Origin of the sequence: Mucilaginibacter sp. SG564 (genome assembly GCF_013149275.1) — a bacterium.
GTDB lineage: Bacteria > Bacteroidota > Bacteroidia > Sphingobacteriales > Sphingobacteriaceae > Mucilaginibacter.
The window spans coordinates 293,603-319,911 of the sequence record NZ_JABGNA010000004.1; the positions used below are offsets into that span (position 1 = coordinate 293,603).

Annotated in this window: 23 protein-coding genes; 14 read left to right on the forward strand and 9 right to left on the reverse strand. The window is 41.9% G+C overall.

The window, feature by feature from the left end:
* Positions 1-100: 100 nt before the first annotated feature.
* The 5 genes from FHW89_RS11160 (at position 101) to FHW89_RS11180 (ending at position 5,087) form a co-directional block, all read left to right on the forward strand.
* Positions 101-832, forward strand: a complete 732-nt coding sequence (locus FHW89_RS11160) for a polyprenol monophosphomannose synthase (protein WP_172335116.1) — start codon at positions 101-103, stop codon at positions 830-832.
* Positions 833-1,013: 181 nt separating this feature from the next.
* Complete coding sequence (ruvB, locus tag FHW89_RS11165) at positions 1,014-2,036, forward strand: Holliday junction branch migration DNA helicase RuvB (protein ID WP_166094004.1); 1,023 nt, start codon at positions 1,014-1,016, stop codon at positions 2,034-2,036.
* A 27-nt stretch (positions 2,037-2,063) separates the two neighbouring features.
* Complete coding sequence (locus tag FHW89_RS11170; RefSeq protein WP_172335117.1) at positions 2,064-3,242, forward strand: Gfo/Idh/MocA family protein; 1,179 nt, start codon at positions 2,064-2,066, stop codon at positions 3,240-3,242.
* Between the two features lie 94 nt (positions 3,243-3,336).
* The gene (locus FHW89_RS11175) at positions 3,337-4,227 is read left to right on the forward strand and encodes a polysaccharide deacetylase family protein (protein WP_172335118.1); all 891 of its coding nucleotides are present in this window, start codon (positions 3,337-3,339) and stop codon (positions 4,225-4,227) included.
* Positions 4,228-4,256: 29 nt separating this feature from the next.
* A complete protein-coding gene (locus FHW89_RS11180; RefSeq protein ID WP_172335119.1) occupies positions 4,257-5,087 on the forward strand; it encodes a polysaccharide deacetylase family protein in 831 nt (276 codons plus the stop codon).
* 69 nt (positions 5,088-5,156) lie between these two features.
* Here FHW89_RS11180 and FHW89_RS11185 read toward each other — a convergent pair whose 3' ends face one another.
* Positions 5,157-5,510, reverse strand: a complete 354-nt coding sequence (locus FHW89_RS11185) for an STAS/SEC14 domain-containing protein (protein WP_172335120.1) — start codon at positions 5,508-5,510, stop codon at positions 5,157-5,159.
* Positions 5,511-5,684: 174 nt separating this feature from the next.
* On the opposite strand from FHW89_RS11185, the gene queG reads away from it, so the two are divergent.
* On the forward strand, positions 5,685-6,617 hold the full coding sequence (queG, locus tag FHW89_RS11190) for a tRNA epoxyqueuosine(34) reductase QueG (protein ID WP_172335121.1): 933 nt from the start codon (positions 5,685-5,687) through the stop codon (positions 6,615-6,617).
* A gap of 143 nt (positions 6,618-6,760) precedes the next feature.
* Here the strand turns inward: queG and FHW89_RS11195 are convergent, their stop codons facing one another.
* The gene (locus FHW89_RS11195) at positions 6,761-7,789 is read right to left on the reverse strand and encodes a 3'-5' exonuclease (RefSeq protein WP_172335122.1); all 1,029 of its coding nucleotides are present in this window, start codon (positions 7,787-7,789) and stop codon (positions 6,761-6,763) included.
* Between the two features lie 135 nt (positions 7,790-7,924).
* Between FHW89_RS11195 and FHW89_RS11200 the strand changes: the two genes are divergently transcribed.
* A complete protein-coding gene (locus tag FHW89_RS11200) occupies positions 7,925-9,898 on the forward strand; it encodes a DUF3857 domain-containing protein (protein WP_172335123.1) in 1,974 nt (657 codons plus the stop codon).
* Positions 9,898-11,808 carry a DUF3857 domain-containing protein gene (locus FHW89_RS11205; protein WP_172335124.1) on the forward strand — a complete coding sequence of 637 codons (1,911 nt, stop codon included), beginning with the start codon at positions 9,898-9,900 and terminating at the stop codon, positions 11,806-11,808. Before FHW89_RS11200 ends, FHW89_RS11205 begins: the two co-directional genes overlap by 1 nt.
* On the opposite strand, the gene FHW89_RS28960 is transcribed toward FHW89_RS11205, so the two are convergent.
* Positions 11,795-11,923, reverse strand: a complete 129-nt coding sequence (locus FHW89_RS28960; protein WP_256367780.1) for a hypothetical protein — start codon at positions 11,921-11,923, stop codon at positions 11,795-11,797. The two genes, FHW89_RS11205 and FHW89_RS28960, sit on opposite strands and share 14 nt — an antisense overlap.
* A gap of 45 nt (positions 11,924-11,968) precedes the next feature.
* On the opposite strand from FHW89_RS28960, the gene FHW89_RS11210 reads away from it, so the two are divergent.
* The gene (locus tag FHW89_RS11210; RefSeq protein WP_172335125.1) at positions 11,969-12,724 is read left to right on the forward strand and encodes a TMEM175 family protein; all 756 of its coding nucleotides are present in this window, start codon (positions 11,969-11,971) and stop codon (positions 12,722-12,724) included.
* A gap of 9 nt (positions 12,725-12,733) precedes the next feature.
* Here FHW89_RS11210 and FHW89_RS11215 read toward each other — a convergent pair whose 3' ends face one another.
* From FHW89_RS11215 to pyrF, 4 genes are all read right to left on the reverse strand, one after another.
* A complete protein-coding gene (locus FHW89_RS11215; RefSeq protein WP_172335126.1) occupies positions 12,734-13,312 on the reverse strand; it encodes a C40 family peptidase in 579 nt (192 codons plus the stop codon).
* Positions 13,313-13,494: 182 nt separating this feature from the next.
* A complete protein-coding gene (locus FHW89_RS11220) occupies positions 13,495-15,486 on the reverse strand; it encodes a S9 family peptidase (RefSeq protein WP_172335127.1) in 1,992 nt (663 codons plus the stop codon).
* 70 nt (positions 15,487-15,556) lie between these two features.
* Positions 15,557-17,530, reverse strand: a complete 1,974-nt coding sequence (locus FHW89_RS11225) for a S9 family peptidase (protein WP_172335128.1) — start codon at positions 17,528-17,530, stop codon at positions 15,557-15,559.
* A gap of 151 nt (positions 17,531-17,681) precedes the next feature.
* Positions 17,682-18,512: an orotidine-5'-phosphate decarboxylase gene (pyrF, locus tag FHW89_RS11230; protein ID WP_172335335.1), complete on the reverse strand. Its 831-nt coding sequence runs from the start codon at positions 18,510-18,512 to the stop codon at positions 17,682-17,684.
* Positions 18,513-18,853: 341 nt separating this feature from the next.
* Between pyrF and rho the strand changes: the two genes are divergently transcribed.
* The 3 genes from rho (at position 18,854) to purS (ending at position 21,640) form a co-directional block, all read left to right on the forward strand.
* Positions 18,854-20,479, forward strand: coding sequence for a transcription termination factor Rho (gene rho / locus FHW89_RS11235; RefSeq protein ID WP_172335129.1), 1,626 nt, complete (start codon positions 18,854-18,856; stop codon positions 20,477-20,479).
* 203 nt (positions 20,480-20,682) lie between these two features.
* On the forward strand, positions 20,683-21,405 hold the full coding sequence (gene pssA / locus FHW89_RS11240) for a CDP-diacylglycerol--serine O-phosphatidyltransferase (RefSeq protein ID WP_172335130.1): 723 nt from the start codon (positions 20,683-20,685) through the stop codon (positions 21,403-21,405).
* Positions 21,386-21,640, forward strand: coding sequence for a phosphoribosylformylglycinamidine synthase subunit PurS (gene purS / locus FHW89_RS11245; protein ID WP_166093972.1), 255 nt, complete (start codon positions 21,386-21,388; stop codon positions 21,638-21,640). The genes pssA and purS overlap by 20 nt, the downstream gene beginning before the upstream one ends.
* 175 nt (positions 21,641-21,815) lie before the next feature.
* Here the strand turns inward: purS and FHW89_RS11250 are convergent, their stop codons facing one another.
* Positions 21,816-22,193, reverse strand: coding sequence for an Hpt domain-containing protein (locus tag FHW89_RS11250; RefSeq protein ID WP_172335131.1), 378 nt, complete (start codon positions 22,191-22,193; stop codon positions 21,816-21,818).
* Positions 22,194-22,286: 93 nt separating this feature from the next.
* On the reverse strand, positions 22,287-22,781 hold the full coding sequence (gene folK / locus FHW89_RS11255) for a 2-amino-4-hydroxy-6-hydroxymethyldihydropteridine diphosphokinase (RefSeq protein WP_172335132.1): 495 nt from the start codon (positions 22,779-22,781) through the stop codon (positions 22,287-22,289).
* Positions 22,782-22,867: 86 nt separating this feature from the next.
* Here folK and sppA point away from each other — a divergent pair, with 86 nt between their 5' ends.
* Together sppA and FHW89_RS11265 are read left to right on the forward strand one after the other, a co-directional pair.
* The gene (gene sppA / locus FHW89_RS11260; protein WP_172335133.1) at positions 22,868-24,655 is read left to right on the forward strand and encodes a signal peptide peptidase SppA; all 1,788 of its coding nucleotides are present in this window, start codon (positions 22,868-22,870) and stop codon (positions 24,653-24,655) included.
* A 156-nt stretch (positions 24,656-24,811) separates the two neighbouring features.
* Complete coding sequence (locus FHW89_RS11265; RefSeq protein ID WP_172335134.1) at positions 24,812-26,233, forward strand: PQQ-binding-like beta-propeller repeat protein; 1,422 nt, start codon at positions 24,812-24,814, stop codon at positions 26,231-26,233.
* The last annotated feature ends 76 nt before the right edge of the window (positions 26,234-26,309 follow it).

Sequence of the window (26,309 nt, forward strand, 5' to 3'; positions counted from 1 at the left end):
ATAAAGCAGTTAGGTAACAATATTATTTAACTGCTTTATTTATTTTAAAACCGGGTTTAAATCAATTATTTTTGCCTTTTGTTTACCTGATATTTTTTAAGTGCCGGATAGCATTGTTATAATACCCACCTATAATGAAAAGGAAAATATTGAGCGAATGATTCGCAAAGTGTTTTCCCTGCCTCATGATTTTCATTTACTTATTATTGATGATGGATCACCAGATGGTACCAACCTCATCGTTAAGGAATTAATGAACTCCTTCCCCGAGCGTCTTTTTATAGAAGAACGAGCGGGTAAACAAGGCCTTGGCACAGCCTATATACATGGCTTTAAGTGGGCCATTGCACGCCATTACGACTATATTTTTGAAATGGATGCCGATTTTTCGCATAATCCCGAAGATCTGCTCAAACTTCGTCAGGCCTGTATCGACGGTGCGGATGCTGCTATCGGTTCGCGATACAGTAATGGTGTAAACGTGGTGAACTGGCCTATGAGCCGCGTACTGATGAGCTATTTCGCATCGGTATATGTACGATTCATCACAGGTATTGACGTACGCGATTCTACAGCCGGCTTTATGTGTTATAAACGTAAAGTGCTGGAAACCGTACGCCTTGATAAGATCAAATTTGTAGGTTACGCTTTCCAGATAGAGATGAAATATACCAGTATTAAACACGGATTTAAACTGGTTGAAGTCCCCATCATCTTCACCGATCGCACCGCAGGCACTTCCAAAATGTCGACCGGTATATTTAAAGAAGCGTTTTTTGGGGTGATCCAAATGAAGATCAACAGTATTTTCAGGAAGTACCCGGAAGGATGATATTGATTTTGGAATTGGGATGTTCGATTTCGGATTTATTTTGATCTACTATTTTCAATTTTGATCGCCACATCATTATAAGTCCAACCATATAATGGCACTGTAACAATCCCGATAAAAATTCTTTAAATCCGAAATCGAAAATCCGAATTCCGAAATAAAAAAGCTAATTTCGTTGGCAATGAACGAGCATCTTGACCCCGGAGCAGAAAGATTAACCAATACCGAGCGCGATATTGAGCGGGTATTGCGTCCGCAGCAATTTGAGGATTTTACCGGTCAGCATAAAATATTAGCCAATTTAAAAGTTTTTGTACAGGCCGCCCGCCAGCGCGGCGAGGCGCTTGACCATGTTTTATTACATGGCCCTCCGGGTTTAGGCAAAACTACCCTATCACATATCATCGCCAACGAAATGAGCGTGGGCATAAAGATCACCTCGGGCCCCGTACTGGACAAACCCGGCGATCTTGCCGGATTGCTGACCAACCTGGAAACCGGCGATATCCTGTTTATTGACGAAATACATCGTTTAAGTCCGTTGGTTGAGGAGTATTTATACTCGGCCATGGAGGATTTTAAAATCGATATTATGCTGGAGAGCGGCCCTAATGCCCGTTCGGTGCAGATATCGCTCAATCCATTTACTCTCGTGGGTGCTACCACACGTTCGGGTTTGCTTACTGCACCACTAAGGGCCAGGTTTGGCATTAATTCGCGTCTGGAATATTATGATGCCAAGCTGCTTACAACTATTGTATTGCGCTCTGCATCTATCCTCAAAACCCCTATTACAGACGAGGGTGCTTACGAAATTGCCCGCCGCAGCCGTGGCACCCCGCGTATTGCCAATGCTTTGCTACGCCGCACACGTGATTTTGCCCAGATCAAAGGCACCGGCAATATCGATACCGATATAGCACAATATGCCCTGAACGCCCTGAATGTAGATGAACATGGTTTGGATGAGATGGATAACAAGATACTCGTTACCATTATTGATAAGTTTAAAGGAGGCCCGGTAGGTTTAAAAACCATTGCTACGGCCGTTGGCGAAGATGAAGGCACTATTGAAGAAGTATACGAACCTTTTTTGATACAGGAAGGCTTTTTGATGCGTACCGCCCGCGGGCGCGAAGCTACAGAAAGTGCCTATAAACATTTAGGCAAAATAAAACTGGGCGGCAACCCGTCATTATTTTAGTAAACCACCAAATTACCATATTAAACCATGAGAACACAACCCAAACAAAGCTTTAGTTTTCATTGCAAAATGCTTTTAGCAATTATTGTTATTTGCACACTTTACTCCTTTAATACCCAAGCCCAGACTACCCAAGCCGACTCTCTGGCTAAAATCAAAGCAGCAGATAGCCTTGCCACGCGGCGAATAGCTACCGGCACCAAAGTGGGTATTGCCGGATTGAATCATGACCATATACACCTGATATTAAATGAGTACCGCCATGGCAATGTGAACATTGTGGGCATAGCCGAACCTGATAAAAAGCTTTGGCAAAAATTTGGTAAAATATATAACCTGCCAGATTCATTATTTTTTGAGGACCTGAAAACCATGTGCCAGAAACGTAAACCAACCATTGTGCTGGGTTACAACGCCGTTGGCAAACATATTGACGTTGTGGAAACCTGCGCACCACTGGGTATCTCCGTAATGGTCGAAAAACCCTTGGCAGCTACCTTGGATCAAGCCAAACGCATGGAATTTTTGGCACTTAAATATTATATCAACCTGCTCACCAATTATGAAACCACCTGGTACCCGTCGGTACAAAGTGCTTATAACACGGTAAAAACCGATAGCATAGGCGTTATCCGTAAAATGGTTTTCCATGATGGTCACCAGGGCCCTCGGGAGATTGGTTGTAGTGAGGATTTTTTAAGCTGGCTAACCGATCCTGAGCTTAACGGAGCAGGCGCACTAAACGATTTTGGGTGCTACGGCGCCGACATGATGACCTGGTTCATGCAGGGTCAGCGCCCCATCGCGGTTACGGCCATAGCCCGCCATTACAAGCCATCGGTATATCCAAAAGTTGAGGATGATGCCACTATTATAGTAGAATATGCCAATGCAACCGGCATGATCGAAGCATCATGGAACTGGCCATTCAGCATTAAGGATATGGAAATATTCGGGGCTAAAGGTTACATCCATACCTTTGATCCGGATAAGGTTCAGGTACGTATTAACAACGATGTAAAAGAATTTAAAGCGCCGCCGCTTGCCTTAATGGAGAGTGCACCTGTACCCTACTTTACCGCAGCGCTTAAAAACCCTATCAAGGTACGCAATGACCGCTCATCATTAAAATATAACATGATCGTGATGCAGATATTGGATGCCGCCAAAAGATCCATTAAAGAAGGTAAAAGGATAGTTTTGTAATAGCTGGTTAAATAATTTATTTATAAAATTGCAAACCTGCACATTTATAATATTAATTTCGCCGTTAGTTATAATCTAAAATCATTACTGTCATATGTTAAAAAAAGCTTTTGTGTGGTTAACCGTTTGTGCATTAGGCGCAATGTCATGCCAGTCTAAACCTACCGATAAAACAGCTGCGGCTGCTGATAAAAACGTAAGTAATCCTACCGCTCCAATCGGCGGTAAAATTGATAACGCCGCAATTATGGCCCGCAAACAGGTGCCTGTTGTTTGCTATCACCAGATACGCGACTGGAAAGCGACTGATTCAAAAAATGCCAAGGATTATATTGTACAAATAGCTGCTTTTAAAGAACACATCAAAATGCTGGCCGACAGTGGGTACCATACTATCCTGCCCGATCAGTTGTACGCCTACCTGACAACCGGTGCCCCCTTGCCTAAAAAACCTATTATGTTGACGTTTGATGATACCGATCTGGACCAGTTCACTATCGCCAACCCAACACTAAAAAAATACGGGTTTAAGGCAGTTTATTTTGTGATGACGGTATCTATCGGTCGCCCGCATTATATGACTGCCGATATGGTTAAAAAGCTTTCTGATGAAGGTAATGTGATCGGTTCACATACCTGGGATCATCACCGGGTTGATAAATACTCTCATAACTCAACCCTGAAGATCATCGGTAAAAATGGTAAAGTAACTACCCGTCCGGTTGACGATTGGGTTACCCAGATAGACAAGCCTACCAAAAAGCTGGAAGAAATTACCGGTAAAAAAATAGATTATTTCGCCTATCCTTTCGGTATCTGGAAAAAACCGGTTTTACCAGAGATCCAGAAAAAAGGCTTCAAAATAGCATTCCAATTGGCCGATAAACGCGATCCGGATTATCCGTTGATGACCGTTAGACGTATATTAGACAGCGGCTACTGGACCACTAAAACTTTCAGCAATAGCGTAAGAAATAGCTTTTAGTCGCCCTGCCCTAAACCAACCTTATCAACATGTTATTAAAACCCCTGTTTCTGCTACTTGCTTCGGGCATTATAGCATGTCAGTCAAACTCAACTCATAAAGCTGCTGTAGTTCTACAGCCGGCTGCAAAACCAGCAGTATCAACAGGCACACCACCTGTTGATACTGCTGCTATTATGAAACGCAAGCAGATCCCCGTTTTATGCTATCACCAGATAAGGGATTGGCGCTCTACAGATTCTAAAAGCGCAAAAGATGATATTGTACAAATAGCGGCATTTAAAGAGCATATCAAGATGCTGGCCGACCAGGGATATCACAGTATCCTGCCCGATCAGTTATATGATTATCTCACCACAGGTGCGCCGCTGCCATCTAAACCCATTATGTTCACTTTTGACGATACAGACCTTGATCAGTTCACTATAGCTGCACCTGAGCTGAAGAAATACGGTTTCAAGGCTGTATATTTTATCATGACGGTATCTATCGGCCGGCCGCATTATATGACCAAGGCCCAGATCAAACAATTATCTGATGAAGGCAATATTATAGGAAGCCACACCTGGGATCATCATCCGTTTACCAAACTTAGCGGTAAAGACTGGGAGATTCAGTTGGATAAGCCTACAAAAAAACTAGAGGAAATAACAGGCAAACCGGTTAAGTATTTTGCCTACCCTTTTGGATTATGGGATAAAAAAGGGCTGCCAGAACTGCATAAAAGAGGGTTTAAGGCTGCTTTTCAACTCTCCACGAAACGTTATCCCGGCGATCCTCTAATGACCATCAGGAGGATCATTGATAGCGGGCATTGGAATGCTAAAAATCTGATGGGTAATATAAATCGTGATTTTTAATAGACAGTTTTTCAACTGATCTCCTTAAAAAAAAGTATTGATTTAAGGCTAAAGACTTTTATATTGACGCTATTTCCCCGTAACCCATTTCACCGCCTCATCCAGCTGTTCTAAGGAGTAGCCTTTATATTGACCCGGAATAATGTATTTAAACAGGTGGCTGAATTCTTTCACTCCTTTTTGATCGGTTACTATGGCCAATCTGTTCCACCGCATAAAAAATTTAAGGCCTATCTGCACATTGCCACACCAGGCCCCAGCCGTAAAATTCTGAATATTGGTTTCCAGAACTAATAAAAAATTGATCTTCCCAGTTTTTTTCACCTGCTCCTGAAGCAGTGGTAAAAGGGCCTTCTGATAATCGTTAATAGTTACGTCGCCAACTGCATGCATGCCTAACACATGTGAAGGCAGATAATTCATGTGTTCAAGCATCTATTTGTAATATTTTATAACGATTAGTTACAAATACCACACCAATAATTAAAAAAACTACACTTTTTATTAAAAATGCGATAAGCATCTGTCTCTGATGCTGAATAGATGGGTAAATCCTTGCTGATTTATGAATTTTATTTTATAGTATCTTTGCATCAAATGACACAAAACAGGACAACATATAGTCAACTGATTAAAAGCGAAGCACAAAAGCTTGGCTTTCTGTTTTGTGGTATTTCCAAAGCTGAATTTCTTGAAGAGGAAGCTCCCCGCTTAGAAACCTGGTTAAAAAAGAACATGCATGGCGAAATGCAATACATGGAAAACCATTTTGATAAGCGGCTCGACCCGCGTTTGCTGGTCGACGGAGCCAAATCGGTGATATCATTAGGAGTTAATTATTATACCGATAATAAACAACAAGATCCCAACGCTCCCAAAATATCCAAATACGCTTATGGTTTGGATTACCATACCATCATCAAAGACAAATTACGCCAGCTTTTACAGATCATCAACGAAAAGATAGGCGAAGTTGGCGGGCGTGTATTTGTTGATTCGGCCCCGGTTTTAGACCGGGCATGGGCCAAAAAGGCAGGCATGGGCTGGATAGGCAAAAATTCCAACTTGTTGAATAAGAAAGTTGGCTCGTTCTTTTTCCTGGCAGAGCTGATCATCGACCTGGAACTGGAATATGATATAGCCCCGACGATGGATCATTGCGGTACCTGTACCAATTGTATCGATGCCTGCCCTACTGATGCCATTGTTGGCCCATATGTGGTTGATGGCAGCCGCTGCATCTCATACCTCACTATTGAGCTAAAGAATGAGATACCGGCCGAATTTAAAGGCAAAATGGATAACTGGATGTTTGGTTGTGATATTTGCCAGGATGTATGCCCCTGGAACAGGTTCTCGATATTGAACAATGAGCCAGCCTTTACCCCTCACCCCGAACTATTGCACCTTAAAGCCGATGACTGGCAGGAAATAACCCAGGACGTTTTTCAAAAAGTGTTTAAAAACTCTGCTGTAAAGCGTACCAAGTTCACCGGACTCAAACGAAATATTGATTTTTTGAGTAAATAGTAATTTGTCTGAATCAGGATTCACAGAATTATAAAACATATTGAATGTGACAAAAAAAGTCTCCTATAAATTAAATTTGTAGGAGACTTCTGTATTTCTAATTCTGAAAATCCTCTAATTCTGTGAATTCTGATTCAGACAGCTTATCCCTTTTTAAACTTCAAAGCTAATTGCTGCAGCATATCGTCATCAACGGGCTTAGCGGGTTCCTCCTTCTTTTTAAAAGGTTTAGGAGGATATTGTGTACGGGTATGATCGGGCTTGGTAAATTCTTTTTTAGGGTAATCGGTTCTTGGGGTATCCGCTTTAGGGATTTGTTGCTCTGATTTTGGCTGATTTGCCGCTTTAGCCTGGCGTTCCGCCGCTTTTTTACCATTCCAACGGGTATAAATCTCCTCGAGTTTGCGTTTGGTGTACAGCGGAAAATCGCCCTGCATCATCCAGGAATAATAGCTTGGTTCTACATTAAATACGTCCTCAACGCGTTTACCTTTGTGTTTACCAAAGTTGATCAACTCTTCGCCCTGGTCATTAAAAACCATACGACCAGCAAAATCAACCGGTTTGCTTAAATTGGTAAAATTATGCAGCGCCTCTACATTACCCACAACCGGTACAGTAACATTTCCTTTTTTATCCTCCCACTGAACATTTTCATAACGCTCTATTTGTGCCAGTAATACCTCCATGGTGGCGCGGGTATCCGCTTCGGCAGAGTGAGCATTCTCAATAACTTTATTACAGTAAAACTGATAGGCGGCCTTTAATGTACGCTGCTCCATCTGGTGAAATATATTTTGCACATCCACAAAATGACGCTCGTCCAGGTTAAATGAAACTCCCGCACGCAAAAACTCCTCCATCAGCATGGGGATATCGAATTTATTAGAATTATAACCCGCCAAATCGCTTTCGCCAATAAATTCTGCTACAGCCTGCCCTATTTCTTTAAATAACAATTCATCTTTGATGTGTTCATCATAGATACCATGTACCAGCGACGACTCCAGGGGAATAGGCATTCCAGGGTTAACGCGCCAGGTTTTTACCTCCTCGCTCCCATCCGGGTTTAGTTTTATTACAGAGATTTCAACTATACGGTCGGCGCCAATATTGGTACCCGTTGTTTCCAGGTCGAAAAAAGCAAGAGGGCGTTTTAAATTTAATTTCATTTTAAAAGTATCAATGGTAGATAGTACAAAGGTCGCAAATGTCCTAAAAAGAATTAGCAGAATAAATTTTTTAATTTATTTAATATAAACGTTTTATTTTTAATTTAATACCTTCCTATTTTATCACAATAGCACATGAAGAAACTTTTACTTATTACCCTTTTATTCATTGGTTTACAACACCTTGCTTCGGCACAAGACTTTAAAGAAGGTTTTGTACAGGAAGAAGTAGACATGCAACGGTATGATAAAGATACCGCTGCACACGCCGTGTACTTAAATGAATTTGGCAATTCGAGGATCGATATCGCCGGTGACGACCACATCAGGCTTATTTATAAATACCACGCCAAAATAAAAATACTCGACAATAAGGGTTTCTCTAATGGCACTATCGAGATCCCTATACACAATAGTGACGATGTATCCGAAGAAGTGACGGATATAACCGGTACTACTTATTATAAGGATGACAATGGACTAATGCAAAAAATTGAGCTTGACCCTAAAAAGGTATTCAAGACAAAAGACTATAAATATGGTAGTACCGTTAAATTCGCCCTGCCTGGCCTGCGTAACGGCTGTGTTATTGAGTTTAGGTATACATTGATATCGCCTTATTGGGACAGCTTCCGTAAATGGGAATTCCAGGACGAGATACCCAAGATCTACTCCCAGTACGAAGTGCATATCCCTGGTTTCTGGACGTTCAATGCCTCACTAAGAGGCCCGTATAAACTCACAAAAACCACCTCCGAACTGGAACGCGAATGCTTTACCTCGCACGGGTCAAAAAGCGATTGCTCTCACCTGACTTATGCCATGAAAGATATTCCGGCTTTTGTGGCCGAGGATTACATGACCTCGCCAAAGAATTTTTTATCGGCCATATATTTTGAATTAGTAGAGTGGACAAACCCTTATACCAGTGTTAAAACTTTGGTGAGTAAGGAATGGAAAGATATAGACCGCCAGCTTAAGATCGAAGACGCGTTTGGATCACAGCTAAAGCGAAAAGACCTGATGAAAGAGCGCATGGCAGCGGTAATAGCCGGTAAAACCACCGAACTGGACAAGGCCACAGCCATATATGCCTATCTGCAAAAATGGTATAAATGGAACGACTATTGGGGAATTTATAGTCCCGATGGTATTAAACGCGCCATGGATGCCCACACAGGCAGTATAGCTGATATCAACCTAACCTTGATCACTGCCTTAAATGCCGCTGGTGTTAATACCGAAGCCGTGCTGTTATCAACCCGCGAACATGGTAATATCAATACGCTTTATCCTGTAATAAGCGATTTTAACTATGTAATAGCTAAAGCCAATATTGATGGAAAATCCTATTATCTGGATGCTACTGATCCTCTGTTGTCTTTCGGGTTGCTTCAACTTAAATGCTTGAATGATAAAGGCCGGGTGATAAGTCTTGACAAACCATCATACTGGGTTGAACTAAGTTCGTTACAAAAAACCAGTGAGATCCACACACTTGATCTTACCCTGCTTGATAACGGGAAGATCAAAGGCACCATCACCAATTATTATAATGGCTATAATGCATATACGCATCGTAAAGCGATCAAAAAATTCAACTCGGTTGATGAATATATAGAGGATCTTGACGCGAAATTGCCCAAAATCAAGATATTAAAATCAAATATCAGCAATTTGGATAGCCTTAATCAACCGCTGGGCGAAATACTTGAAGTTGAAATAGATGCTTTTGAAAATATGAACAAGGCCCGCCTGGTATTTAATCCTTTCTTTTGGGAAAAAAGAACTACCAATCCCTTTAAACTTGCCGAACGTGACTACCCGGTTGACTGGGGTATGGCGAGCGACAACAGGATGGTATTAAATATGCACCTGCCTGCACAATATGCCATTGAAACCCCACCCCAGGTAGTGGCTTTTGCCTTACCCAATAACGGCGGTATGTTTGCCACTAATTTTGATAGCCACGATAACGAGTTTTCCTTTTCAAATATCACACGGTTTACCAAGGCTATTTATTTCCCCGAAGAATATCCTTATCTCAAAGAATTATATAACAAGATTGTCCTTACCGAAAAAACGGACATGGTTTTCAAGAAAAAATAATGAGAACAAGTTTATTACTATTTTTTTTACTGATCATAAGCATGGCTGCCGGGGCACAGGATAACTATGATGTTTCACTGATTTCCAAAGATCTGTTGCCCTATGCCAGCGCGGTGGTGCGTAATAACGAAGTGAACGTTGAGGTAAAGGATTATGATAATACACTTTATCACATCAAAACCGCGGTTACTATTTTAAATAAAAATGGCAATAATATAGCCGACATAGTGGTTTGGCATGATAAAACCAATATCATAAAAGGCATTAAAGGCATAGTTTACAACCAGTTTGGCAAACCGGTTAAAAAGTTTTCGGAAAGTGATTTTGAAGATGTAAACGCTCATGACGGGTTTTCGTTATTCTGGGATCTGAAGGTTAAACATTACAACCCCGCGGTAACCGATTACCCCTACACCATTGTTTATGAATATGAAGTAAAATCAAAACAATCGCTTTTCTTTGAGAGCTGGGAGCCTAACTCCACCACCGGGCAAGCCGTTGAAAAAAGTTCATACACTTTTAGCTGCAAACCCGATTTTGGTATCCGGTATAAAGAGACCAATATACCCACCAAAGTAGCCATAGGTACAAACAAGGATGGCTATAAAACCTATACCTGGCAAATCAATAACTTAAAAGCCGTTAAGGATGAACCTTATAGCCCTAATGCTGATAAATATCTAAGCAGCGTTAGGATAGCTCCCCAAAAATTCAGCTATGAAGGAGTTACCGGCGCATTCAGCAATTGGAAAGAGATGGGAAAATGGATGTATGATAAACTACTGGTTAGCCGTTTACAGGTACCTGCTACTACAGCAGCATACATGAAACAGCTCACCGATGGCATTACAGACCCTAAATTGAAAGCCAAAAAGATATACGAGTATATGCAGGATAAAACCCATTACATCAGCGTACAGGTGGGTATTGGTGGCTATCAACCCTTTTTGGCTGCCGATGTAGATCAACAAAACTATGGCGATTGCAAAGCTCTGGTAAATTATACCCAGGCCCTGCTCAAAACGGTAAACATCGACTCCTATTACTGTATTGTAAAAGCGGGCAGTACCAAAAAGAGCCCCTTAAATGATTTTGCCAGCATGGATCAGTTCAACCATGTTATTTTATGCCTGCCTTTTAAAAATGATACTACTTTTTTAGAATGTACCAGCCAGAAAATACCTTTTGGCTTCCTGAGTGATTTTACCGACGATCGTAACGTATTAGCCTGTACACCAGAGGGTGGCAAATTGTTGCATACCCCCAAATACACTGCTCAAAATAATCTGCAGGAGCGTAAAGCCTCTTTCATTTTAGATGCGCAAGGCAATTTATCGGGCCAGATGCAAACCGTTTTTAAAGGCACTCAATATGATAACCGGGAAGGTATAATTGAAGAGGCCCCCAAAGAGCGGGTAAAAAACCTGCAAAAAGAATATGCCATCAACAATATGAATATTGAAAAGGCCGATTTTAAACAAGATAAGAGCCTGCAACCCGTAACTACCGAAACCATTAAACTGAGCGCCGGTGAGTATGGGTCTGTAAACGATGGTAAAATAACTTTCCTGGCCAATGCCACCAATAGGGCCCACACCGTTCCGCGTGAGGTTCGGAACCGGCGTAACGAGGTGTACATTAACCGGGGTTATACCGACGAAGACGAGATAGTTTATGCCCTACCGGCAGGTTATCACGTAGACCTGCGGCCAACCGATGTTTCCATTAACAAGCCATTTGGCAAATTTTCGGCAACTATAACCGTAAAGGAAAACGAATTGGTTTATAAACGCCGTGTGCAGCTTATTGACGGAACTTACAGTAAGGATATTTATCAGGATCTGATAGATTTTTACCAGGCTATTGTAGAGAGTGACGATAATAATGTAACCCTGGTTAAAGGTAACTAAATATCACAATACCGAGTATAATGCCGATGATCATCACCAGGTAAAGCAAAATTTCGTTACCTGCAAAACGCTTATATTTAGTCCAGAAGGAGTAATTCTCTTTTTGATCTGACATAATGCGGCAAAATTACCAATTAAATTAAAACTACGGGATACAGATATGGTAAATGAAGAAAACGAAATAAAAAAAGAATTTCAGTTAGAGCGTGTTATACTTTTTAGCGATGCCGTATTCGCTATCATCATTACCATTATGGTTTTGGAGATAAAATTGCCCGAAGGTTTGCATCATTCCAATGCCCAACAAATAAATGAGGCTTTTAAAGAACTGGTACCCAAATTTTTAGGCTACGCATTTAGTTTTGCTTTAATCGGTAATTACTGGTACAGGCATTTACAGCTATTCAGTTTTCTGAAAGATTACAATCTTAACCTCATCATCCTGAACTTGCTCTTTCTCTTTTGTGTCTCCATGTTTCCATTCGCGGTAACTTTTGTAACCGCAGGCTTTGACATTATAAAGTACAGCTGGGGGCTATTTTCCTATATCGGCATTATATTCCTGGTGAATCTCTCGCAAACCATGATCGGCTATTATCTCATTATAAATAAAGCCTCATTATGCTTAAATACCAATAATATGGAAGCTGTACTGAGATGGAAGGTACAACGTCTGAATTTTGTTATCGTGCCTTTGGGTTTTGCATGTATGGCACTCATCATCTGGCTTAAATTAGATTCGCAAATATTATTGTACTTTGTAGGTGTGTATGGCATACTGGTAGCCGGGTTGAACAGGAAATACTATCCGGATCAAAACAATTCTGCACCTATACTCTTCCGGCTCCTCAGATCCCGCAGAAAAACCGCGGCACAACCGGTTAAGAAGAAAAGCATAACCAAAAGAAAATCTTAAACCGACTGATTATTTACCCGCACTGGCGTCGGTAACGCTCGTATCTGCTATAATAGAACCCGCACGCGAAAAATATTTATACATGGAAGGATCGCGCAGGCGAACGATGATCACTCCACGCCTGGAACTGGCATGCACCACATATCCATTTTGCAGATATACGCCCACATGGCTAAACTGTTTGCCATCAAAATCAAAGAAAACCAGATCTCCTTCTTTCAGATCCTCTTCGTATTTACGTTTGATCACGGTGATTTGCTTGCTGGTCATCCGCGGGATGGTAATACCATAAACCTGCTGTTCCAGTAAAAAAACAAGCCCCGAACAATCAACACCATTCTGATCCAGGCCACCAAATTTATAGGGAACCCCCATCCACTGATCAATGAATGTATATAACCTGCCATTTTGAATATCACTCCTATCCACGCCCATAATTTGTGAATACTTATCGGCCATTTCGGTCTTCGGTTTCACAATTTCGCCGGGCTGCCCTTTCATTGCTGCCTTACGCGAATGGCAGGATGTTAGTACCAGCGGCACAAAAAACATGGCAAACAGGTAAAACAGATGGCGGTGTTTAGTCATGAAGTAAAATTATACTTAACCAATAGTTATTTAATATGGATATTTTTAACATATTAACAATGGGCCTCAGATGTGCAGATATGTAAATGTGCGGGGGTGCAGATGAGGATAATTTATTGATGATTTAATTTTTCAATTTGCACATCCGCACATTTACATATCCGCACATCTCAGACCCACATCTAAAATCGGGGCTGGGGGGTTAAATACTTCCCGAACCAATCAATATAACGCTGCACCCTGTCTACCTGGTAACTCGGTATACTGATGCCATGATATTGTCCCGGGTAAAGCACCAGCTCCGTTGGTATGCCTTGCGAACGGAGTGCCTCATACATCTGCTCGCCACCAGAGGTTGGCACATTGAAATCCTTTAAGCCCGACATAAACAGAGTTGGGGTCTTGATCTTATCGGCATGAAAAAACGGATACGATAGTTTAATATATTTATCGGCATTCTTCCACGGAACACCCAACTCGTTATCATACTGAACCACCCATTGGTCGCTGCCATAAATGGATAGTTGCAAGGCACTGCCCGCCCCGCTTGCCGCGGCTTTAAAACGGGGATCGGTAGCTATGGTATAATCTGTTAATATGCCCCCATAACTCCAGCCGCCTATCCCCAGTCGTTGCGGGTCGGCAATGCCTGTTTTCACCAATTCATCAACCGCACCCAGCAGATCCTTCACTTCCTTATTGCCCCAATCGGCATAAATGGCCTTGGTGTACTCCAATCCACGGCCTGTACTCCCTCTATAATTAACTGCGGCAACGGCATAACCAGAACTCGCTAATACTTGCCTGGTGGCATCAAACTCAAACTCATCCTGATCTGTTGGGCCGCCGTGTATGTATAAGATAAAAGGCAGTTTTTGGGTTACTAAACTATCCGGAGTATACAATATCCCCGATACCAGCGTACCATCGCTGCTGAACGATTGGAAACCTTTTACATAAGCCAGCTTCACCTTGCTAAGCCATTTATCCTGATGAAAAGTAAGCCGGCGGATCTTTCCGTTTTCAATAGCCACCAATTCATGCGGCATATACGGATTGGTCATCTTAGCTATCCAATTGCCCGGCGAATGCGCTATCAGAGTTTCAAAACTGCATTGGTTACCTTTATTAATTATAGTAGATTTACGGAGCAACAGATTATACTGGGCCACGTACCGGATCCGGTCATTACTTACCAGGTAAATGATGTTCTTACTATCCTTACTCCAGGCATGGTTGCTCACCGGCCTGTCCAGTTGCGCGGTAAGTATCTTATTATTTTTACCATCAGCATCCATAATACAAAGCACATCATGCTGGTAAATAAAATAATCGGCATCGCTGGTTGAGCGCAGATAAGCGATATACTTACCATCGGGGCTCCATAGTGGTTTAATATCGTGCCCGGTAAAAGTGGTCAGTTGCTGGGCTTCTGCTCCGCTTTTGGCTTCAATGGTAAAAATGTCTGAGTTTTCGTTTTTATCCGGATCATCGGTATGGTTACTTACAAAAGCTATGGTTTTACCATTCGGGCTCCAAACCGGCGAATCATCATCCATATCGCCCCGGGTTAGGGTATCCAACTTTTTAGTGTCGATATCATAAACATACAGGTGCGTATGTCTGTGCTGCAGATAGCCCTCAATATCCTGCTTAAAATGATAACGGTCTATTTTGATGGGAGCGATCGTTTTGGGTTCGGGTTTACCACCATTTTCAGGATCTTTAATGGTAAGTGCCAATCTTTTACTATCCGGCGACCATACATAATCCTGCAATTCCCCTTTTATATCGGTTAGCTTATGCCCTTCGCCGCCCCTGCGATCCATTAGCCAAACTTGTCCGCCGTTTTTGGAATCTTTTTCGGATATAAAGGATACATATTTACCATCGGGGCTCCATTTTGGTGTCGAAGCCGGGTCATCGCCAAAAGTAAGCTGAATAGATTGTTTGCCATCATAACTCTGCATCCAGATGTGTGATACCCTTTTGTCCTTAGCCGAATCAACCTCGGCCAAACTATAGGCTATCCATTTACCATCGGGCGAAAGCTGCGGCTCATCCAAAGTGGGGATATGATAAAAATCGGTTGGTTTAAACGGCTTTTTAACCGTTTGGGCCAAAGCGTTGCTGCAGAGCCCAACTAAAATAAATAATAAAGTCTTCGTATTCATTATATCAACTATTCGGATACTTCAATATCGTATTGCAAATCAAAACTCTCCCTTCAGGGGGCAGGGGGACCTATTTCAAATATTTATTATACCAGTCTACATAGCGCTGCAGCCTATCTACCAGGTAGCTTGGCTTGGTAAGACCGTGAAACTGGTTAGGGTACAATATCAATTCTGTTGGTATGCCCTGCGATCTCAGCGCCTGGTACATTTGTTCGCTGCCAACGGTAGGCACATTAAAATCCCTCAAACCCGACATAAACATCACCGGCGTTTTTATTTTATCGGCATGAAAAAACGGATACGATATCTGGATCCATTTATCAGCGGTTTTCCAGGGCTGGCCAATTTCATTTTCATACTGCAATACATACTGGTCGGTTCCGTAAACCGATAGCTGCAACGCGCTGCCTGCACCACTGGCAGCCGCTTTAAAACGGGTATCAGAAGCGATGGTATAATCGGTAAGGATACCGCCATAGCTCCATCCGCCAATGCCTAAATGATCGGGATCGGCAATGCCCATTCTTTCCAGGTGATCAACAGCACCCAACAGATCTTTTACTTCTTTATTGCCCCAGTCGGCGTATATGGCTTTACAATAATCAAGTCCCCGGCCATTGCTGCCGCGATAATTCACAGCGGCTACCGCGTATCCGGCCGCGGCAAGCATTTGCCGGGTGGCATCAAAGGTGTATTCATCCTGCCCTACCGGACCGCCGTGTATAAATAATATCAATGGCCATTTTTTACCGGCAACGCTATCTGGTGTAAACAATATACCTGATACCTCCGTACCATCGGCACTGCGCGATTGAAAACCGGATACATGGGCCAGCTTTACCGTATTTAACCAATTCTGATGATGAAAGGTTAAACGGCGAAGCTTTTCACCTTCTAAAGCAAATATCTCAGCGGGCGTATAGGGATCACTTTTGCTTACTACCCAATTGCCGGATAAATTGGCATTGATATCGGTAATACCGAACATTCCTTTACTTATGGTTGCTATTTTGCCATTGTTGATATTGATACTGGCCAGGTAACGCTGCCTGTCATCAGTTACTAAAAATGAGATATTTTTATTGTCCCTGGCCCAGGTTTGAGCAGAAACAGGTCGGTCGAGCTGTGCTGTCAGTACCCGGTTGTTGGAGCCGACAGCATCCATGATGCATATCACATTTTGATCATACATCATATAATCGGCATCGCTTGTGCTGCGCAGGTATGAGATATACCGGCCATCGGGGCTCCATTGTGGATTGCTATCGCGCCCTTTCCAATCTGTTAGCTGTAACATGGTAGAATTAGGGTGAGCATCGATAGTAAAAATATCCTTATTCTGGTTTTTATCCGGATCAACGGTACGGTTACTTACAAAGGCTATTGTCCGGCTATCCGGCGACCATACCGGCGAGGTTTCATCCTTATCGCCTTTGGTGAGGGTATCTAATTTTTTAGTATTTACGTCAATCAAGTATAAATGATCATGCAATTGTTGTAAATAACCTTCCACATCCTGCTTAAAATGATAACGGTCGATCACAATTGGTTTGGGGGTTTTAGGTTCTTCCTTGCCTTTGTTTTCGGGATCGCCTATCACCATCACTATTTTCTTACTATCTGGCGACCAGGCATACTCGCCCAGGCTGCCTTTTACATCAGTGAGCTTAAAGCCTTCACCTCCCCTGCGGTCTATCAGCCAAAGCTGCGACCCATTTTTGGAATCGCGCGACGAAAGAAAAGCCAGGTATTTACCATCGGGACTCCACCTGGGTGATGAAGCGGCTTCGTCGCCATGCGTCAGCTCTATAGACTCTTTGCCATCCCAGCTTTGCATCCAAAGGTGCGATACACGTTTATCCTTAGCCGTATCAACGGTTGATACTGTATAAGCTACCCACTTGCCATCGGGAGCAAGCTGCGGATCGCTCACGGCGGGTATGCGGTAAAAATCAATGGGCTTCAGGGGCTTTTTTCCCTGTTGGGCAAACGCGCAAAAGGAAATAGACAGGGCAACAAGGGATAAGAAGGTTGTTTTCATACGGTATAGCCATATAGCGGACGTAATTTAGTAATTATGCCGAACAATTGTCTGAACCATAATTATCAGGATTTAATGATTTACATGATTCTGACCAAAGCATAATTTATCTGAACCCGAATTTATCGGGTTCAGACAAAATCTCCTATTCTTATATCACTCCTGCTTTCTCCAGCTCTATCTGCATTTGTTGCTGCATACGTTGTGCTTCGGCACGGGCGGCATCGGCAAAATCTTTTCCGTTTCCGGCATAGATAATAGAGCGGGACGCATTTACCAACAAACCGCAATCCTTCGTGATACCATAACGGCAAACATCCTCCAGGCTACCGCCCTGCGCGCCAACTCCTGGCACCAGTAAAAAATTATCAGGCGCATATTTGCGGATATTGGTAAATTCTGTGCTTTTGGTGGCACCAACTACATACATGATCCTGTCGGCACCGGCCCAGGTGTTAGCTTTTTGTATCACGGTTTCGTACAGATAGCCATCGCCGGTTTGCAGATATTGAAAATCCTTGCTGCCTACAGATGAGGTAAGCGCCAGCAAAATGATCCATTTACCTTCATAAGCCAGGTACGGGGTTACGCTGTCGTTACCCATATAAGGTGTAATGGTGATGGCATCAAAGCTCATACCCGATGCTTTTTCATCAAAAAAAGCCTGCGCATATTTATCTGAGGTATTACCGATATCGCCCCGTTTGGCATCTATTATATTTAAAGTATCCGTGGGTAAATATTTCCAGGTATCAATGAGGCTCTGCAACCCTTTTATACCATAGGCCTCATAAAACGCGGCATTGGGTTTGTAGGATACGCAAAGATCTTTAGTGGCATCAATGATCCTTTTATTAAATTCCAGTATCGGATCGGGGTAATCTTTTAAAAATTCGGGGATCTTATTAATATCAGTATCCAAACCAACACATAAAAATGATTTTTTTTGTTTGATCTGTTCTATTAACCGGGCGCGTGAAATCATTAATGCTTTACTATTTTGAATGTCAAAAAAACTAAAAATTTAGCTTATATATGGTCAATTATGAGATATTTATTTCAATTAATTTGAAATTATAAATTAATTGATTACAATTGCAGCGTTTTCCTTTGAATTTTTCTTGCACTAAAGAAACAATTTAAAACCCCACGTTATTTATTACAACAATATTTACCTGGATTTGGATGTTTACTTATACAAAGTTTCAAGATAATTTCTTTTAATAATTCTTCATGTTTAACCACCAAATGCGCATGGGGCTTTATTACCGTCAAGAAAACAAATTACAACATTAAAAATCCCATTGAACTATAATTCATATCATGTCTGATAAAATAGAATTGAACGACAAACTCGTTTCTGAGTTGCGCGAAATTGCAAAAAATTTAGGTATTGCCGAGGCCGACGAGCTCAGAAAGCCACAGCTAATATCCCGCATCATTGAACAACAACAGCTTATTGAGGCTGCCCGAGCCCAACAAAACATTGTTGAGTCAAACTATACTCCTACTAACGCCCCGGCCGCCGAAACAGGAGATAAAACACGCAAAAGAACCCGTGTGTTAAAACCAAAAACACAACCACGCGTTGAGGTACCTTTAGATGACACCAACCTGTTTGATGTACAGGATGAAGAACCAGCTGAAGAAACCGAGAACGAAATACATGCAGTAGCAGTTGCCGAGGATGCTTCACTGGTTCAGCCAGGCGAAAGTGCAACCAGAAGCGAAGAGCCCGCTACTGAAGGCCGCCCGCAAAAATTTGACAGGCGTGCCAATGGTAATGGCAATCAAACCCAGCAAAAAAGCCAGGAACCTGCCATTAACCTTGATTTTGATAATGTAATCGTTAATGAAGGCGTACTGGAAATTATGCCCGATGGTTATGGTTTCTTACGCTCGTCAGATTATAACTACCTTACCTCTCCCGATGATATTTATGTATCACAATCACAAATAAAATTATTTGGCCTTAAAACCGGAGATACTGTTCGTGGTAGCATCCGTCCGCCAAAAGAGGGCGAAAAATATTTCCCGCTGGTACGTGTAGAAGCGATTAATGGCCGTATCCCGGCCGAAGTACGTGACCGTGTGCCATTTGATCACCTTACGCCGCTTTTCCCGTCAGAAAAACTGAGCCTGTTTACAGATGCCGGCAACTATTCAACCCGCATCATGGACCTGTTTTCGCCAATTGGTAAAGGTCAGCGCGGTTTAATTGTGGCCCAGCCAAAAACCGGTAAAACCATGTTGTTAAAAGATGTGGCAAACGCTATAGCTAAAAATCACCCAGAAGTTTACCTGATCATATTACTGATAGATGAACGCCCTGAGGAGGTAACCGATATGGCCCGCAGCGTACGCGCCGAAGTGGTTTCATCAACTTTTGATGAACCTGCCGAGCGTCACGTAAAAATTGCCAACATCGTATTGGAAAAAGCAAAACGCATGGTAGAGTGCGGTCATGATGTGGTGATCCTGCTTGATTCTATCACCCGTTTAGCGCGTGCTTATAACACCGTTGCTCCTGCATCCGGTAAAATATTATCTGGTGGTGTTGATGCCAATGCGCTACACAAACCTAAACGCTTTTTTGGTGCCGCCCGTAACATCGAGGATGGCGGTTCATTAACCATCATTGCTACAGCACTTACCGAAACCGGTTCAAAAATGGATGAGGTTATCTTTGAAGAGTTTAAAGGTACAGGCAACATGGAGTTACAACTGGATCGTAAGCTTTCAAACAAACGTATATTCCCGGCTATCGATATTACCGCGTCAAGCACACGCCGCGACGACTTGCTGCTTGATCGTGAAACCCTGCAACGCATCTGGATACTACGTAACCACCTTGCCGATATGAATTCACAGGAATCAATGGAGTTTTTACAGGCCCAGATAAAAGGCACCAAAACCAACGAAGAGTTTTTGATTTCCATGAACTCGTAATATTTTAGCATTTATGAAGTTATAGATATGGACGGTATCAAGTAGTTAGTATCAAGTATCAAGACAGTTTCCCGAAAGGCGATAATGATTTAAAAAATCTTGATACTTGATACTAACTACTTGATACTTGATTCCGCAAATAAAATTATTATCTGTAACTTCATAAATACTTAATAAAATCCTGATAACTTCATGGCCTGATAATGAAGAAGCGCGTTAAGAAACATCTCCCCAATGCCATTACCTGTGCCAACCTGTTTAGCGGCTGTATAGGAATAGTATTTGCTTTTCAGGGCAACCTCATCATAGCTGCCTACGCTATCTTTCTTTCTTCTATATTCGATTTTTTTGACGGACTGGCTTCGAGGGTTCTTAACTCCTATTCATTTATAGGAAAAGATCTGGATTCACTTGCCGATATGGTAAGCTTTGGTTTTTTACCATCGGCCATATTATATGAGTTATATTTAAAAGCACCGCAAATTGACCACATAAGCCCTTATTTGTGTTATGTCGCATTTTTAATAACGGTATTTTCGGCTTTACGCCTGGCTAAATTCAACAATGATACCCGCCAGTCTGATAGTTTTATTGGCCTGCCAACACCAGCCAATGCTATATTTATTGCGTCGTTGCCATTAATTATGCAGCAATATCACGGTTTGGATGTTTATATACTGAACCCTTACGTGCTTACTGTTTTAGTAGTAGTAATGTGTGTATTGCTGGTATCCGAAATACCGCTGATGTCGCTTAAATTCAAGAATCGCGACTTTAATAAAAACATTTTCCGTTATTTACTGCTCTTGTTTTCGGCAATACTGATTCTATTTTTTAAATTTGTGGCAGTTCCGGTGGTGATATTTATATACATCACTTTATCTTTAATTCAATTTAAATTCACAAATGACAAAGTTCCAGGCTGAAATAGACGTAATGCCCAAAAAAGAAATTCTTGATCCTCAAGGAAAAGCAGTAACCGGAAGCATGAAAAATCTTGGTTTAGCCGAAATACAAAATGTACGCATCGGTAAACACATTACCCTCGAAATTGAAGCCGACAGCGCCGAAACAGCACACGCCAAAGTAGATCAGGCCTGCAAAAATCTGCTAGCCAACCTGATCATGGAAAGCTATACTTTTACTGTACAAGCAGTATAATTATCAGGTAAAAGCTGAAAGGTAAAAGGCTAAAGGTTTTTTGATCTGCACTAGGCCGACTAACTAACTTTTTATTTTGAATTCGATATTTTCAAAACAAACCTTTTACCCTTCACCTTTATCTTTTTACCTTGCTATTAAGCATTCAAAATAACCTTTTGCCTTTCGCCTCCCTTTATAGTTCCCCTTCTTTTTCGGTTTTTATTTGCTGAAGAGTTATCAGGTTGGCATTTATTAATGTCTTTACCCGGTTAAATTTCTTCATAATCTCGTCGCCGTTGGGTGCGCTTTCCTTGCAGGCTATTTCTATCTCCTGTATAATTTCCTGGCTTATGGGCATGCCAAAAAAACCCAGATTGGGCTTTAACTTATGCGCGGCTTGCCCGCTCGCGTTCCAGTCTTTGCCGGCTAAGGCACTTCCAATATCACCAAGCAATTCCGGGGTCTGCTGCAGAAACATACCTATCGACTCCACAATAAACTCTGTACTGCCATCGGCAATTTCATACAAAAAAGAAAGATCAAGATCCTGGTTTGGTGAAATATCGGCCATATTTGTTAAAAGTTGCTTTGTGAGTAGTTGATTGAGTGGTTGATTATGTTGACTGGTTTCCCATCCTAATATAAAACTTATTCAACCACTCACCTAATACTCACCTAATTTATATTTTTTTACAATCAAGTCGTCTACAAGTTCATTTTTTAGCTGTAAAATATCCTTATGCAGCACCGGGTGGACAAAAGCCGCGGCAATTTCGGCCAATGGCTCCAGTGTAAACCGCCTTTTATGTAGTTCGGGGTGCGGAATTTTCAGATCGGGTTCATCAACAATCTCATCACCATAAAATAAAATATCGATATCAATAGTACGTGCCCCCCACTTTTCTTTACGCTCACGCCCCAGCATAATTTCAATAGCCAGTATTTTTTCTAATAATTCCCTTGCTGATAATGATGTATGCAGCTGCACTACCTGGTTCAGATAGTCGGGCGCATCGGTTTTGCCCCATGATTGTGTTTCAAATACCGACGATAACTTTACAACCGGGGTGATTTCAGCTTCAATATGGTTAATCGCTTGTTTCAGAAACAATTTCCTGTCGCCAAGATTACTACCTAAAAGCAAAAAAATGTTATTCATGTTGTAACAAATATTATAGAAACGGCTCTTACCATTATCGATACCTAATTACTAAGTTTGCATAGATAAAAAGATTTATAACATTAATGAAACAATTCTTCAAATTCGTTCTGGCCACCATTGTTGGTGTAATAGTCTCCAGTATCGTCATCGTTATCATAGTAGCTGCTATCATAGGTGGTCTTATCGCTTCTGCTGGCAGTGATAAAACAGTAGATGTTGAACCCAATTCGGTGTTACATATGGCATTTACCGCACCGATAACAGAGCGTACCCCCAATAACCCACTGGCTGGCTTAGGAATTTTAGGATTAGATAAGGATAAATCAACCGGACTTAATGACATACTGGCCAACATAAAAAAGGCAAAAACCGATAGCAATATCAAAGGCATCTATCTGGACGAAAGCTATATGGTATCGGGCCAGGCTACTACCGAAGAGATCCGCAACGCGCTCATCGATTTTAAAAAGTCGGGCAAATTCATTGTCGCTTACTCAGAAATATATACGCAAGGCTTTTACTACCTGGCATCCGTGGCCGATAAGGTTTATATGAACCCCAAAGGCATATTTGAGCTCAAGGGCTTTAATTCTGAAGTTACTTTTTTAAAAGGCGCGCTTGATAAACTGGGCATCGAAGTGCAGATTATTAAAGTAGGCACCTTCAAAAGTGCTGTGGAACCTCTGTTTCTAACTAAGATGAGCGATGCCAACCGGCTGCAGGTTACCTCTTATCTGGGGTCGTTATATGATCATTTTTTAACCGGCATCAGCAAAAGCAGGGGTATCAATAAGGATTCTTTGTTTAATTACGCCAACAACGGCCTGGTACAATTACCAGAGGATGCTGTTAAATTAAAGCTGATTGACGGATTAAAATACAAAGACGAGATACTGAATGATTTGAAAGTACGCACCGGCACCCCAAATAAAAACGACCTGAACAGCGTTGAACTGGCCGACTATACCAAGAGCAGCTCTGATAAAGATAATAAAGATGATGCCGCTTCTTCTAAAAACCGTATAGCGGTTGTTTATGCCTCGGGCGAAATTTCGGGCGGCGAAGGTGATGATAACACTATCGGATCCGAAAGGATATCAAAAGCCTTGCGTAAAGTAAGGCTTGATGATAAGGTAAAAGCAGTGGTGCTTCGTGTAAACTCTCCCGGGGGTAGTTCACTGGCTTCGGATGTTATCTGGCGCGAGGTAATGCTCACCAAAAAAGTAAAACCCATCATTGTTTCGATGGGCGATGTGGCGGCCTCCGGCGGTTACTATATTTCCTGCGCGGCCGATTCTATCATAGCACAACCCAATACCATTACAGGCTCTATAGGTATTTTTGCCATTTTGCCCAACATGCAAAAACTTTTTAACGATAAGCTGGGTGTTACCTTTGATGGTGTAAAAACCGGAAAATATGCCGACCTGGGTAATATTGGCCGCCCCCTAACTCCCGAAGAAAGGCTGATATTACAAAATAATGTGAACCGGGGTTATGATGATTTTACCAAAGCAGTTGCCGAAGGTCGACACAAAACCCAGGAATATATTAACAGCATAGGCCAGGGCCGGGTATGGACAGGCGAACAAGCATTAAAAAATGGCCTGGTTGATCGTTTAGGCAATATCAATGATGCTATAGCATCAGCCGCCAAAAAAGCCAACATTAAAAACTACAACCTGGTAGCCTACCCCGAGCAAAAAAGTTTCCTGAACCAGCTCAGCGGCGATGTAACCGCCGAGGCACGCTGCCGGATATTACAATCGGAACTGGGTGATAATTACAAAGTTTACGAACAAATAAAAAGCGTTACCCAAATGATGCGCACCCCACAGGCACGCATGCCTTATAGCATCGAAATAAAATAAGTTTTCCAGTTTATATTTTAATCAAAGCTGCTTGTATGGGCAGCTTTTTTTATTCATAACTGCGTTAAACCCTCCTATTTATTATTAGTCGTATATTTTATAAATACCACAATATATTGATGAAGAAACAGTTTTAAAAACAACTATCTATCACAAATGAAAAAACCTTACCTACCTTTAAACAAGACCCTTTTTACCGTTGCCGTTTTACTACTCATCTCTTTTGCTATGTCATGCAAAAAAGAATCCACGCCAAAAAATCCGGAGACGCCCACAGACAAAATCACAGCTACTTATTCTGTCAGAAAAACAGATAGTACTTTATTTGATAACGATGATATTATTATTAATACCGTTGGCGACAGTGTTAAAATAACTTTACCCGCCACCACCGATGTTACTAAACTGATACCTGACATTAAAGCCGATGGTGCTATCATTACTCCTAAAAGCGGTGTGCGGCAAGATTTTTCTAAACCGGTTACTTTTACGGTTACAAAAGGCAGTATCACTAAAACCTACATCTTCTCGGTACGTTTAGATAAGTTAAAGAATGTTGTTTATTTTGGCGGCGAGGATAATAACTTCTACGCCCTGAATGCCAAAAAAGGCACAGTGCTTTGGAAATACGCTTCGCCGGGCAATTTCTCTTATTCAACGCCAACATTGGTAAACGGTACCATATATACTACCAATGTTGACCATAACCTATATGCGCTGAACCCGCTTTCCGGTGCTGTAAAATGGAAATTTGCAACCGGAAGCACTACCATTTCAAGCCCGGTAGTTGCCAATGGTACGGTGTATTTTGGCAGCGACGATCATTATGTATACGCGGTTGATGCCGTTTCGGGAAATTTGAAATGGAAATACCTCACCAGCCAAAATGTCGACTCAAGTCCGGTTGCCGAAAATGGTATCGTTTATATAGGCAGCGCCGATGGCTATCTTTATGCATTTGATGGTGCCACAGGGAGCATTAAATGGATGTATTACACCGGCAGCCTGATAGTTGAATCGAGCCCGGTCATATCCAATGGTGTTGTATTTGTTGGCGCCAGGAATGGAAATCTATACGCGGTAAACACCGCTAATGGCCAGTTAAAATGGAGTTTCAGTACCGGAGGAATATCGATGGAACACTCAAGACCAATAATCAATAACGGCGTTGTTTACGTAGCAAGCTGGTATGATATTGATAACGATAAGAAACCAGGCAGTCTTTACGCCATCAAAGAAAGTGATGGAAGCCAGATCTGGAAAGGTCTTAATGATCAGGGCTTCACATCGGGCCCAACATATGCTAATGGCAAATTATTTATTAATAGCGATGATGGAAACGTATATGCTGTTGATGCTGCCACAGGAGGTGCTATCTGGAAAAAACAGATCTACGCCAATGGGGCCATACCTACTGTTGCCAACGGAAACGTATTTCCGGGTGGCGGCGGCGGTCGTTTCTTTTATGCACTGGATGCCAATACAGGAAACGAAAGCTGGAAATTTCCGTTGGCAAACAGCATAACAACATCAAAACCATTAATAATTGACGAAAACGGAACTATCGCCGGCTATTAAGGCATTGATAGTTTTCAAAACTTTTCTTATCCAGTTTATATTTTAATTTCAAGCTGCTTGTATGGGCAGCTTTTTT

What these genes read in the sequence shown, in the direction of transcription:
- ruvB (WP_166094004.1), top strand. Translation starts at nt 1,014, where the DNA reads ATGAACGAGCATCTTGACCCCGGAGCAGAAAGATTAACCAATACCGAG.
- FHW89_RS11170 (WP_172335117.1), top strand. Translation starts at nt 2,064, where the DNA reads ATGAGAACACAACCCAAACAAAGCTTTAGTTTTCATTGCAAAATGCTT.
- FHW89_RS11175 (WP_172335118.1), top strand. Translation starts at nt 3,337, where the DNA reads ATGTTAAAAAAAGCTTTTGTGTGGTTAACCGTTTGTGCATTAGGCGCA.
- FHW89_RS11180 (WP_172335119.1), top strand. Translation starts at nt 4,257, where the DNA reads ATGTTATTAAAACCCCTGTTTCTGCTACTTGCTTCGGGCATTATAGCA.
- FHW89_RS11185 (WP_172335120.1), bottom strand. Translation starts at nt 5,510, where the DNA reads ATGAATTATCTGCCTTCACATGTGTTAGGCATGCATGCAGTTGGCGAC.
- queG (WP_172335121.1), top strand. Translation starts at nt 5,685, where the DNA reads ATGACACAAAACAGGACAACATATAGTCAACTGATTAAAAGCGAAGCA.
- FHW89_RS11195 (WP_172335122.1), bottom strand. Translation starts at nt 7,789, where the DNA reads ATGAAATTAAATTTAAAACGCCCTCTTGCTTTTTTCGACCTGGAAACA.
- FHW89_RS11200 (WP_172335123.1), top strand. Translation starts at nt 7,925, where the DNA reads ATGAAGAAACTTTTACTTATTACCCTTTTATTCATTGGTTTACAACAC.
- FHW89_RS11205 (WP_172335124.1), top strand. Translation starts at nt 9,898, where the DNA reads ATGAGAACAAGTTTATTACTATTTTTTTTACTGATCATAAGCATGGCT.
- FHW89_RS28960 (WP_256367780.1), bottom strand. Translation starts at nt 11,923, where the DNA reads ATGTCAGATCAAAAAGAGAATTACTCCTTCTGGACTAAATATAAGCGT.
- FHW89_RS11210 (WP_172335125.1), top strand. Translation starts at nt 11,969, where the DNA reads ATGGTAAATGAAGAAAACGAAATAAAAAAAGAATTTCAGTTAGAGCGT.
- FHW89_RS11215 (WP_172335126.1), bottom strand. Translation starts at nt 13,312, where the DNA reads ATGACTAAACACCGCCATCTGTTTTACCTGTTTGCCATGTTTTTTGTG.
- FHW89_RS11220 (WP_172335127.1), bottom strand. Translation starts at nt 15,486, where the DNA reads ATGAATACGAAGACTTTATTATTTATTTTAGTTGGGCTCTGCAGCAAC.
- FHW89_RS11225 (WP_172335128.1), bottom strand. Translation starts at nt 17,530, where the DNA reads ATGAAAACAACCTTCTTATCCCTTGTTGCCCTGTCTATTTCCTTTTGC.
- rho (WP_172335129.1), top strand. Translation starts at nt 18,854, where the DNA reads ATGTCTGATAAAATAGAATTGAACGACAAACTCGTTTCTGAGTTGCGC.
- pssA (WP_172335130.1), top strand. Translation starts at nt 20,683, where the DNA reads ATGAAGAAGCGCGTTAAGAAACATCTCCCCAATGCCATTACCTGTGCC.
- purS (WP_166093972.1), top strand. Translation starts at nt 21,386, where the DNA reads ATGACAAAGTTCCAGGCTGAAATAGACGTAATGCCCAAAAAAGAAATT.
- FHW89_RS11250 (WP_172335131.1), bottom strand. Translation starts at nt 22,193, where the DNA reads ATGGCCGATATTTCACCAAACCAGGATCTTGATCTTTCTTTTTTGTAT.
- folK (WP_172335132.1), bottom strand. Translation starts at nt 22,781, where the DNA reads ATGAATAACATTTTTTTGCTTTTAGGTAGTAATCTTGGCGACAGGAAA.
- sppA (WP_172335133.1), top strand. Translation starts at nt 22,868, where the DNA reads ATGAAACAATTCTTCAAATTCGTTCTGGCCACCATTGTTGGTGTAATA.
- FHW89_RS11265 (WP_172335134.1), top strand. Translation starts at nt 24,812, where the DNA reads ATGAAAAAACCTTACCTACCTTTAAACAAGACCCTTTTTACCGTTGCC.